This is a genomic window from uncultured Jannaschia sp., assembly GCF_947494055.1.
Lineage (GTDB): Bacteria > Pseudomonadota > Alphaproteobacteria > Rhodobacterales > Rhodobacteraceae > Jannaschia.
In genome coordinates this window covers 1-231 of the sequence record NZ_CANLTR010000254.1, presented here as the reverse complement: position 1 = coordinate 231, position 231 = coordinate 1, and the positions used below count along the sequence as shown (strand labels likewise).

Below are 231 nucleotides of genomic sequence, written 5' to 3'. Positions count from 1 at the left end.
TCTCTACGACCCGCAGGAGTGCTGGAACTACTTCACTGCTGCCGGATACGGCTCGGGTTAATGCCGAAACGCTTTAGATTAGCTTCTCGGCGGCCTGCTCGGAGGGGAACGAGCCGCGGGTCTTGATCGCCTTCCAGATCACGCGGTTGAGGCTCTCGACGGCATTCGTAACCGATATAAGGATCTCGGTGCCGATGTCCGGCTGGGTTCTTCGGAACCTGGTATATGCTG

1 pseudogene is annotated in these 231 nt (G+C 58.0%); it reads right to left on the bottom strand.

Annotated elements, in window-relative coordinates:
- Positions 1-76 precede the first annotated feature (76 nt).
- Positions 77-231: pseudogene (locus tag Q1A87_RS24065) on the bottom strand (transposase); the annotation flags it as partial.